The sequence below is a fragment of the Micromonospora tarensis genome (genome assembly GCF_016803395.1).
GTDB classification, from domain to species: Bacteria; Actinomycetota; Actinomycetes; order Mycobacteriales; family Micromonosporaceae; genus Micromonospora; species Micromonospora tarensis.
Genome location: NZ_JAEVHL010000058.1, coordinates 20,100 through 29,829, shown reverse-complemented (window position 1 = coordinate 29,829; position 9,730 = coordinate 20,100). Strand labels below are relative to the sequence as shown.

The following is a 9,730-nucleotide window of genomic DNA, read 5'->3' as shown; positions in this document are numbered from 1 at the left end:
CAACTGCTCTACCAGGGTCGTTCGCCCAGCTCCAACGGCGTCGACTACGGGCTGCTGCCGTACCGGCCGGGTCTGTTGACCCTGCAACGCTGACCCAACGCTGACCCAACCTGACCCAGACGGGCGGGCCCGGCAGCACGCCGGGCCGCCCCTGTCCTGCCGGGCTGCGACATGCGGCGGCAGGGGCGAAATTGTGTCCGACGGGTTTGGGATGATGCGCCGGTCGATCTGTCGACATCACCCGACTCGAAGGGATCCCCCGCGATGGCAACTGTCATCTCCACGCTGTTCATCTCGGCCGACGGTGTGGCCGAGATCGACCCGGACTGGCACTTCCCGTACTTCGACGAGAACATGGGCCGCGCCGTCACCGAGGACTACGAGACCGCCGACGTGTTGCTGATCGGGCGCGAGACGTACGACAGCTTCGCTGGCGCGTGGCCCGACCGGGAGGCCGCGGGTGGGGAGGACGCGCCGTTCGCCAAGCAACTCGGCGACATGCGCAAGGTCGTGGTCTCGCGCCAGGCACTGGAGTTCTCCTGGCGTAACTCGGAGCTGATCCAGGGGGACCTCGTCGACGCCGTCGCCGCCCTCAAGGCCGACCCTGGTGTGCGCGGCATCCTCATCCCCGGGTCGATCTCCGTGGTGCAGCAACTGCTCGCCGCGGGGCTGGTCGACGAGCTGCGGCTGCTGGTGCACCCGGTGGCCGCGCGTAAGGGCCGCAAGCTGTTCGACGAGGGCGACGCGGCGTACCACCTGCGGCTGGTGGCGTCGGAGGCGTTTCCGACCGGTGTGCTCCGGGTGATCTACGCGCCGGCTCCGGCGCCGGGCAAGGCCGGTTACGACGACGTCAAGGACCAGGTGCCCGCCGGCAACTGACTGCCGAAGCGGGGCCGGCCGGGCCGGCCGTCCCCGCTTCCAGGCCGTCGTACGGCTGGGCGACGATGTCGCCGTGGCTGGATGGAGGTACAACGACCGCCCCGAGGGCGTGACGACATCGCGTTTCCGGTGCTGCGGCGGCACGGCATGCGGGTCAAGTGGAACCGGAAGCAGTCCCGGCGGATCCGGATCACCGGTGCCCGGTGGTACGCGCCCACTGATTGAACACCACCGATGCGTCCCACACTTCGGACATGCTTTTAGTGAGGCTCATCGATATTGACGAGCGGCGCCGGCGGCGAAAGGATCTCGGCACCACCACCGTGATCCCTCCTGGGAGGCGCCATGACCCGTCCCCGCCTGCCCCTGCTGCGGGCAGCCACCAGAATGGCCGCACTCGCGGTCGCCACCGCCGGTGTGCTGCTCGCCGTCGCCACGCCCGCCAGCGCCGCAGTGCCCACCGGTCGCTACGTCGCACTGGGTGACTCGTACACCGCCGGGCCGCTGATCCCCACCCAGGTCGACCTGAACTGCCTGCGGTCCAACCGCAACTACCCCTCCCTGGTGGCCGCGTCCGCCGGCTCCTCCTCGTTCGTCGACGTGAGCTGCTCCGGCGCCACCACGGACGACATCCTCTACGGCGGCAGCGGCCAACTGGGCGTCACGCTGCCACCGCAGCTCAACGCGGTGACGTCGAACACCGCGCTGGTGACGGTGCAGATCGGCGGGAACGACATCGGCTTCTCCGGCATCATCAGCGACTGCGCGCAGGCGAGCCTCAGCAGCCCGCTCGGCTCGCCGTGCAAGAACCGGTACACCGCCGGCGGTGTCGACCAGTTGCAGGCGAGGATCGTCGCCGCCACGCCGAAGATCACCGCCACGCTGCAAGCGGTCCGGCGGGCCGCGCCGAACGCGCGGGTGGTGGTCCTGGGATACCCGGCGATCCTGCCGGACACCGGCTACGGCTGCTGGCCGGTCGTCCCGATCGCCTACCAGGACGTGCCGTACCTGCGCACCATCGAGAAGTCGCTCAACGCGATGTTGGCCAGCACCGCGAGCGCGAACGGCGCCACCTACGCCGACGTCTACACCCCGTCGATCGGCCGGGACGCGTGCAAGGGCAGCGGCACCCGGTGGGTCGAGGGCCTGGTGCCACAGAACTCGGCCGCGCCCTTCCACCCGAACGCCCGCGGTGAGCAGGGCATGGCCACCGCCCTGCTCGCCACACTGAACAGCTGACCGAATCGGTGACCTGACGGCAGGCCGGGCGCCCTGACTGCCCGTCCTGCCGTCGCTACCCGCTGGCCTTCCGGTGCCGGCGGGGCGAGGCCCAGCCCTGTTGTTGCAGTCGCTCGATGCCGTCCAGCAGCAGGTCCAGCGCGAACTCGAACTCGAACTGGTCGTCGCAGCCCTGCCCGAGGACCGACGCGTCGTCGTGCGCCGCCGCCATGGCGATCTCCGCGACGTGCGGGAACCGGGCGGCCACCTCCGGTGGGAGGACTGCCGGCGGGGTCGGCTCGGTCCGGCCGGAGCGGCCGGCGCGCCGGGTGGCGTCGAAGAGTTCCTGGCTGAAGCCGAGAATCCGGCTGCCCATGGCGTGCATCACGTGGTGGGCGAGGTCGACAGAGAATCCGCCGGCCCGGAACGTCCCGATCACCGAGTCGAGGTAGGCCAGGATGGCCGGCGTGGCCATGTTCCGCGACTCGATCGCCAGCGGCGCCCAGGGGTGGCGTCGCAGCACCTGCCGTGCCGAGAGGATGCGCTGCCGGACGGCGTGCTTCCAGTCGGCCTCGGACACGGGCGCGTCGATCTCGCCGACCACCACGTCGATCATGCCGTCGAGCAGCTCGTCCTTGTTGGACACGTGCTTGTAGAGGGCCATCGGTACGACGCCCAACTCCTGGGCGAGATTGCGCATGCTGAGGGACTCGATCCCGGCCTGGTCGGCGAGCGCGACGGCGGCGCGTAGCACCCGGTCCCTGCTCAGCGGCGCGCGGCGCAGCGTCTCCGCCTGCTCGGCCATCTCACTCCTCGTCGTCCGGTCGTCAGTCGAACCCTAATCTCATTGACAGGTGTACGGCGTACACCTAACCTTGTCACCAGGAGGTGTACGCCGTACACCGGGGGAGGGGTGAGGGAATTGAAGGCGATCATCCAGGACCGGTACGGCCCACCCGAGGCCCTCACGCTCGCCGACGTGGACCCGCCGGTGCCCGCCGCCGACGACGTTCTCGTCCGGGTGGAGGCCGCCGCACTCAACGCGTACGACTGGCATGCCATGCGGGGCGATCCCCGGATGGCGCGGTTGGCGATGGGCCGGTCGCGGCCCCGCGCGCGCATCCCCGGCCGGGACTTCGCCGGCCGGGTCGAGGCCGTCGGCAACCGGGTGCGACAGCTCCGCCCGGGCGACGCCGTCTTCGGCGACCTCGGTGCGGCGGGCGGCGCGTTCGCGGAGTACGTGCGCGTGCCCGCGAGTCTGGTTGCGGCGCGGCCGGCGAACCTGACCCCACAGCAGGCGGCCGCCCTGCCGCTGGCCGGCGTCACGGCGCTGATGGGCCTGGGCGCGGGGCCGGTCCGGCCCGGGGACCGCCTCCTCATCAACGGGGCGTCCGGTGGCGTCGGCACGCTGGCGATCCAACTGGCCACGGCGCTCGGGGCGACGGTGACCGCCGTGTGCAGCACGCGCAACGTCGACCTGGTCCGTTCCCTCGGTGCCGCGCACGTCGTCGACTACACCCGGGACGACTTCACCCGCGACAGCCGTCGCCACGACGTGGTGTTCGACCTGGTCGGCAACCGGTCACTCACGGCGCTGCGGCGGGTGCTGACCCCGACCGGGGCGTTGCTGCTCTCCGGCGGTGGTGTCTACCGAGGCGGCAGTCTGATCGGACCGGTCGGGCTGCTCGCGCGCGGACGGCTGCTGGCGCCCCTCGTCAGACACCGCATCGTCGTCCTCACGGCGGTGCCCGGTCGGCAGCACCTCGACGCGCTTCGGGTGCACGCCGAGAACGGCCGTCTCACCCCGGTCATCGACCGGGCCTATCCGCTGCACGAGGTGCCTCGGGCGCTGCGGTACCTCGAAGGTGAGCACGCCCGGGCCAAAGTCGTCATCACCGTCTGACGTCGCCACCGCCGGCACACCTCTGGCGTGACGGCCGGGGCCGCCACGCCAGAGGTGTGCTGTCAGGAGCTGACCAGGGCTAACTGGTCCGACAGGAGATCGTCGGCCAGGTCCAGTTGCCGTTGGCCATGATCGTGATGCCGAAGTTGTTGCCGCTGCCGTTCGGCCTGGCCGTCACCGTGCCGCTGGTGCCGCTGACGGAGGCGTTCCAACTGTTCTGGATGCTCTGACCGCCGTTGAGGCCGAGGCTGACGACCCAGTTGTTGGTGCCGCTGACCGCGACGTTCAGGTTGAACCGGTCGCCCCACTGCTCGCCCGCCGAGATCGTCGCGGTGCAGTTGCCGGTGCCCGGGTTGCCGGTGGTCGGCGGGGTGGTCGGGTTGCCGCCGCCGCTGCCCTCCCGGACGGTGATGTCGGAGCTGCCCTGGCTCTGGTAGCCCTCGGTGGCCATGATCTGGTAGCTGTGGTTGGTGCCGAGGTTCAGGCCGGCGCGGGCCCAGGCGTCGAAGTGGTTGGCCGTGGTGATGGTGCCACTGGAGCGCTTCTGCTGGCGGACGCTCCAGTACTGGTAGAACGTCTGGGTGCCGTCGATCGACGGGGCGTTGACCCGCTGGCTGCGCAGGATGTCGTAGGTGCCGCCGTCGGTGGTGACGGTGCCCATCCGGGTGGCGCCGCTGCTCGGGTTGTAGCTGCCGAAGTTCTCCACCACGTAGTACTCGATCAGCGGGTTGCGCGTCCATCCGTACAGGGCGAGATAGGTGTTGTTGTTGCCCGGGTTGTAGGTGCCCGAGTAACTGACAGTGCGCCGGTTGCCGGTGGCCCAACCCTTGCCGCCGACCCAGTTGTTGGTGCTCCGGTCCCAGCTGCTGGAGTATCGGCCGTCAGCGCGCAGCGTCATGCTGGCGTTGCCGCTGTCCTTCCAGAACGAGAAGTAGTAACCGTTGTGGGTGCCGGTGGTGCTCGAGCTGACCGTCCGGTCGGCCTCGGCGTACGCGTTGGTGGCCGTCACCGTGCCGGTGACTGCCAGGACGGCGGCGCACGCGGCACCGAGGAGTAGCCGGATGCGGCCGCGTCTCCTCGGCGCGATGGGGGTGTGGCTGGTGTCGGTCATGGACGTCTTTCCTCCTCGGGACGGCTGACCGGGGGGTCAGCAGCGCGGTTCGCGCCGCGGCGGGCTGCCGGTGGCCGGGTGACGGCCACGGCGGCGCGCCGCTCGGTGGTGGTTGACCGGTCGTCCTGCACGACGACCGGAGGAGCGGGTCGCGGTGACTGGCATCGACGGCGATTGAGTACCGTCGATGGCGACCGTATTGACCCGGTCGTCGACTTGTCAACAACTTCCGGAAACACGGCGGCAATGTCCGTCGGACCACCGGCCCTTGGCCTGGCAGCATCCATCCAGGTCAGTAGTCGATCAGTGTTTCGGGGTATCGCAGCCCGATCCCGTCGACGAATCGCCGTCCAGATGGGAGTCGCCGGAAGTTCCGGAGATTTTCCGGAGGGCGTTGAGGCGGGCCGCCGAGCGGGTCAGGTGGTCCCGCTCGGCGCGGTTGGGCGCCTGGTGGGCCGCCGTGGCGTACAGCCGCGCCGCCGTTGCCAGGTTGCCGTCGCGCTCGTGCAGGTACGCCGCCACCGCCGGGTAACGGGGCAGGGCCTGGTCCAGGGTCGCGAGCGCCGCCAGGCCGGCGCGTGCTCCGTCGGCTTCGCCGACGGCCACCGCCCGGTTGAGCCGGACGACCGGGCTGTCGGTCAGGCGCACGAGTTCGTCGTACCACTCGACGATCTGCACCCAGTCGGTCTCGGCCGCGGTGGGCGCGTCGGCGTGCAGGGCGGCGATGGCCGCTTGGGCCTGGAACTCGCCGAGCCGGTCGCGGGCGAGGGCCGCCTGCAGGATCCCGACGCCCTCGGCGATCATCCGGGTGTTCCACCGGCCGCGGTCCTGCTCGGCGAGCGGCACCAGGCTGCCGTCGGTAGCGGTCCGCGCGGTGCGCCGGGCCTGGTGCAGCAGCATCAGGGCGAGCAGCCCCGCCACCTCGGGATGATCGACGGCGGCCGCGAGTTGCCGGGTGAGCCGGATGGCCTCGGCGGCGAGGTCGACGTCGCCGGAGTAGCCCTCGTTGAAGACCAGATAGAGGACGCGCAGCACGGTGGCCACGTTGCCGGGTTGGTCGAACCGCACCCCGGAGACGGTGCGTTTCGCCCGGCTGATGCGCTGCGCCATGGTCGCCTCGGGCACCAGATAGGCCTGCGCGATCTGCCGGGTGGTGAGCCCGCCCACGGCCCGCAGCGTGAGCGCGACCGCCGATGACGGCGTCAACGACGGGTGCGCGCACAGGAAGTAGAGCTGAAGCGTGTCGTCCTCGCTGGCTGCCGGCCCGGGGGCCGGCTCCTCGTCGACGAGATCCTCGCGGCGACGCCGGGCGGCGTCGGCCCGGGCCGAGTCGAGAAACCGGCGCCACGCCACCGTGATCAGCCAACCCCTGGGGTCGCGTGGCGGGTCGGCCGGCCAGACCCGGACCGCCTCGATTAGCGCGTCCTGCACGGCGTCCTCGGCCGCCGCGAAGTCGACTCCGCGGCGGACGAGGACCCCGAGCACGCTCGGCGTCAGGCTTCGGAACTGGGCGTCGTTCACTCCGTGATGGTGGGCGTCTCTTGCAGGAAGGGGCGCAGTTCGAGCCACTCGTGGATCGGCTTCCCGCCCGCGCCGGGGGCGGCCGACAACTCCCCGGCCAGCTCGACGGCGCGCTGGTAGCTGTCGACGTCGATCACCATCCAGCCGGCGATCAGGTCCTTGGTCTCGGCGAACGGGCCGTCGGTGACCGGCGGGCGACCTTCGCCGTCGTACCGGACGAAGGTCCCCTCGGGGGCGAGCGCCTGAGCGTCGACGAACTCCCCGGTTCCCTCGAGCCGGGCGGCGAATTCGCGCATGTACCGCATGTGGGCCGAGATCTCCTCCGGCGTCCACTGGTCCATCGGCACGTCGTTGACCGCGGCCGGTCCGCCTCGGTAGTGCTTGAGCAGCAGGTACTTGGCCATCGTGCTTCTCCTTGGTGCGGTCTGCGACCCATCGTGGTCACGTTCACCTCGGGGACGACGCAGCTCACCGAGCGCGCCTATCCGGCCCGGATCGAGTGGCGCCCGCAGGGCGTCGACCAGGAGCAGGAGCGCGCCAACGGGGTGCTCCGCCGGGACCTGGGCACGCCCCGGGTGTTCGCCTTCGCCAACCCCAAGGGCGGGGTGCACAAGACCACCGCCACCGTGCTCGCCGCGGCCACTGTCGGCAGCGTGCGCGGGCAGGGCGTGCTGGCCTGGGACGACAACGAGCTGCGCGGCACCCTCGGTCTGCGGGCCGGCAGCGCGCGGCACGCCCGGACGATCCGACACCTGATCAGCGACCTGGCCCAGATCGAGATCCTGGAGGGCGCGACCCTGCTGGACCGGCTGGACGACTACCTGCGGCACGCCTCCGACGGCTCGTACGACGTGCTGGCCGGTGAGGAGAGCCCGCGCTTCGCCCAGCGTCTGGACCAGTTCACCGTTCGCCGCGTGCTGGAGTTGCTGCGACGCACCCACGAGGTGGTCTGCGTGGACACCGGCAACAACGTGGAGAGCCCGAACTGGCGCACCGTGATGCAGGCCGCAGACCAGTTGGTGGTGACCACCGTTCCCCGTGAGGACGCGGCGTTCAGCGCGGACTGGATGCTCGACCTGCTGCACGAGGAGGGCATGAGCGAGCTGGCGGACAACGCGATCACCCTCATCTCCTGCCCGACCCCGGGGCGCTCGACCCTCCAGGACGACCTGGAGCGGCACTTCGCCACCCGTACCCGTGGCGTGGCCGTGGTGCCGTACGACCCGGCGCTGGAGACCGGGTCGTCGATCGAGTACCACCAGCTCCAACCGGAGACCCGGCAGGCGTGGTTGCGGGCCGCGGCGATGATGGTGGAGCCGTTCGCCCGGTGAGCTCATCTGCCGCCACCGGAGCCCCGGCCGCGCGCCGGGCCTGAGAGGATCATCGGGTGAGCCCGGACAACCCCGACCCCGCGCGGCCCGTCGACGAGCCCGACCAACCCGCCGCACCCCGCACGTCGGGCGGGACGCCTCCGTCGGCCGAGCCGTCGGGCGGGACGCCGCCGGATGCCGAGCCGTCGGGCGGGACGCCCCCGTCGGCCGAGCCCGTCGGGCCGGACGCCGCCGGATGCCGTCGGGAAAACGCAGCCGTCGGATGCCGTCGCGCCGACTCTGCCGCCGGATTCGACCGCGCCGCCCGGAACGCCCCCGGACGGGTTCCTCCCGGACGGGTTCCTCCCGGGCGACAGCCCGGCGTCGGCGGCGTACCAGAGCTCGTTGGAGCTGCGGTTCGACGAGCCGCGTCGCCCGCTGCGCGCGGTGGCGACGGTGCTCGGCGCGGTGCTCGCGCTGGCCGTGCTGGGCATTCCGCTCGGGCTGCTCTGGGCCGCGCTCGCGCCGGACACCCCGGTGCTCAAGACCGCCGAGGGGGCGATCTACGCCGAGCCGCAACCGGAGCAGCCGATCGCCGCGGACGGCTGGTTCAGCCTGCTCGGTCTCGCCTTCGGGCTGTTCGTGGCGTTCGCCCTGTGGTTCGTGCTGCGTCGGCGGCGCGGCCCGGTCGGGTTGCTGGCCGCGGTGCTCGGCGCGTTGGTCGCCGCGCCGGTGGCCTGGCAGGTGGGGCGGCGGATCGGCCTGGCCACCTTCGACCGGTTGCTGGCCACCGCGCCGGCCGGGCAGGCCTTCAGCAAACCCGCCGACCTGCGGGCCGGCGGGGTCGACTGGGTGCTCGGCGTGCTGCCGGTGCCGCACGGCAACCTGCTGCTGCCGGCGTTCGGCGCCGCGGTCATGTACACCCTGCTCGCCGGTTGGTCGCGCTGGCCGGGGCTACGCCCGGAGCCCGACCCGACGGAGTTCAGTTGGGTGTCGGCGGGGACGCCAGCTCCGCCAGCGGCACCGGAACCGCCCGCACCTGACGCAACAGAGCCGCCTCGCGGTTGAGCAGCCGCAGCTCGGCGCGGAGCCGGGAGGCGGTGTCGTCGATCGCCAGCAGTCGCTGCCGGTCGTCGACGGTCAGCGCCGCCGTCGCCGCCACCAGGTGGGAGAGCACTGTGGGGTCCTCCGGCAGCTGCTCGGAGATCTCCTCCGGGTCGGAGCGGATCAGGCCGAGGTACTGCCGGAACACCGCGATCACCCGGGCGGCCAGCAGATCGGCCACCTCGTCCGACCCGCCCGGATCGGGTAGCCACTCGACGTCGGCGGTCAGGTAGGGCGCGGCGTTGTCGTCGACCTCGGCGATCCGGAACCGACGCCGGCCGACAGTGACGATGTCGAAACCACCGTCGGCAAGCTCGGTCACCTGGCGCAGCTCGGCGGTGCAGCCCACCTCGTGCAGGGTGACCTCGCCGGCGCTGGGCGTCGCCCGGGCGCCGGGCCCGGCGGGCGCGACCTCCCAGCCGGCCTGGATCGCCACCACGCCGAACTCGCGCGGGGCACCCTCGGGCAGGTCGACCAGGTGCCGGACCAGCGCCCGGTAGCGCTCCTCGAAGATGTGCAGCGGCAGCACCAACCCGGGAAAGAGCACCGTTGCGAGCGGGAACACCGGCAGCCGTGCGGTCACAGGGTCGAGCCTAACCAATCTCGCCCCGCCGGGCGTGGCCCGGCTCACCGTCCCGGCGTACGGGCGGCTCGGGTGGACGTCCGCCCGGCCGCCTAGACTCG

General features: G+C 71.8%; 9 protein-coding genes and 2 pseudogenes. 6 read left to right on the top strand and 5 right to left on the bottom strand.

Annotation, left to right across the window (positions count from 1 at the left end; translation table 11 throughout):
• Nucleotides 1–264 precede the first annotated feature (264 nt).
• From JM949_RS14345 to JM949_RS14335, 3 genes are all read left to right on the top strand, one after another.
• Nucleotides 265–879, top strand: coding sequence for a dihydrofolate reductase family protein (locus JM949_RS14345; RefSeq protein ID WP_203148985.1), 615 nt, complete (start codon nt 265–267; stop codon nt 877–879).
• Between the two features lie 81 nt (nt 880–960).
• A complete protein-coding gene (locus JM949_RS14340; RefSeq protein WP_203148984.1) occupies nt 961–1,104 on the top strand; it encodes a hypothetical protein in 144 nt (47 codons plus the stop codon).
• 120 nt (nt 1,105–1,224) lie between these two features.
• Entirely contained in the window at nt 1,225–2,118 is an 894-nt protein-coding gene (locus tag JM949_RS14335) for an SGNH/GDSL hydrolase family protein (protein ID WP_203148983.1), read from the top strand.
• Between the two features lie 55 nt (nt 2,119–2,173).
• On the opposite strand, the gene JM949_RS14330 is transcribed toward JM949_RS14335, so the two are convergent.
• Complete coding sequence (locus tag JM949_RS14330; protein WP_203148982.1) at nt 2,174–2,902, bottom strand: TetR/AcrR family transcriptional regulator; 729 nt, start codon at nt 2,900–2,902, stop codon at nt 2,174–2,176.
• Between the two features lie 117 nt (nt 2,903–3,019).
• Between JM949_RS14330 and JM949_RS14325 the strand changes: the two genes are divergently transcribed.
• Nucleotides 3,020–4,000 carry an NAD(P)-dependent alcohol dehydrogenase gene (locus JM949_RS14325; protein WP_203148987.1) on the top strand — a complete coding sequence of 327 codons (981 nt, stop codon included), beginning with the start codon at nt 3,020–3,022 and terminating at the stop codon, nt 3,998–4,000.
• A 79-nt stretch (nt 4,001–4,079) separates the two neighbouring features.
• Here JM949_RS14325 and JM949_RS14320 read toward each other — a convergent pair whose 3' ends face one another.
• The 3 genes and pseudogenes from JM949_RS14320 to JM949_RS14310 form a co-directional block, all read right to left on the bottom strand.
• Nucleotides 4,080–5,111 carry a glycoside hydrolase family 11 protein gene (locus tag JM949_RS14320; RefSeq protein ID WP_203148981.1) on the bottom strand — a complete coding sequence of 344 codons (1,032 nt, stop codon included), beginning with the start codon at nt 5,109–5,111 and terminating at the stop codon, nt 4,080–4,082.
• A 381-nt stretch (nt 5,112–5,492) separates the two neighbouring features.
• Nucleotides 5,493–6,632: pseudogene (locus JM949_RS14315) on the bottom strand (RNA polymerase sigma factor); the annotation flags it as partial.
• Nucleotides 6,629–7,036 (bottom strand): YciI family protein, encoded by a 408-nt coding sequence (locus JM949_RS14310; protein ID WP_203148979.1) that lies wholly within the window; start codon nt 7,034–7,036, stop codon nt 6,629–6,631. The pseudogene JM949_RS14315 and the gene JM949_RS14310, both read right to left, overlap by 4 nt.
• Nucleotides 7,037–7,120: 84 nt before the next feature.
• Between JM949_RS14310 and JM949_RS14305 the strand changes: the two are divergent.
• Both JM949_RS14305 and JM949_RS14300 read left to right on the top strand, forming a co-directional pair.
• Nucleotides 7,121–7,963: pseudogene (locus JM949_RS14305) on the top strand (MinD/ParA family ATP-binding protein); the annotation flags it as partial.
• A 279-nt stretch (nt 7,964–8,242) separates the two neighbouring features.
• A complete protein-coding gene (locus tag JM949_RS14300) occupies nt 8,243–9,010 on the top strand; it encodes a DUF2567 domain-containing protein (RefSeq protein ID WP_407664769.1) in 768 nt (255 codons plus the stop codon).
• Here JM949_RS14300 and JM949_RS14295 read toward each other — a convergent pair.
• Nucleotides 8,925–9,629, bottom strand: a complete 705-nt coding sequence (locus JM949_RS14295; protein ID WP_203148977.1) for an LON peptidase substrate-binding domain-containing protein — start codon at nt 9,627–9,629, stop codon at nt 8,925–8,927. The genes JM949_RS14300 and JM949_RS14295 overlap by 86 nt on opposite strands.
• Between the last annotated feature and the right edge of the window lie 101 nt (nt 9,630–9,730).

What these genes read in the sequence shown, in the direction of transcription:
- JM949_RS14340 (WP_203148984.1), top strand. Translation starts at nt 961, where the DNA reads ATGGAGGTACAACGACCGCCCCGAGGGCGTGACGACATCGCGTTTCCG.
- JM949_RS14310 (WP_203148979.1), bottom strand. Translation starts at nt 7,036, where the DNA reads ATGGCCAAGTACCTGCTGCTCAAGCACTACCGAGGCGGACCGGCCGCG.
- JM949_RS14335 (WP_203148983.1), top strand. Translation starts at nt 1,225, where the DNA reads ATGACCCGTCCCCGCCTGCCCCTGCTGCGGGCAGCCACCAGAATGGCC.
- JM949_RS14320 (WP_203148981.1), bottom strand. Translation starts at nt 5,111, where the DNA reads ATGACCGACACCAGCCACACCCCCATCGCGCCGAGGAGACGCGGCCGC.
- JM949_RS14330 (WP_203148982.1), bottom strand. Translation starts at nt 2,902, where the DNA reads ATGGCCGAGCAGGCGGAGACGCTGCGCCGCGCGCCGCTGAGCAGGGAC.
- JM949_RS14345 (WP_203148985.1), top strand. Translation starts at nt 265, where the DNA reads ATGGCAACTGTCATCTCCACGCTGTTCATCTCGGCCGACGGTGTGGCC.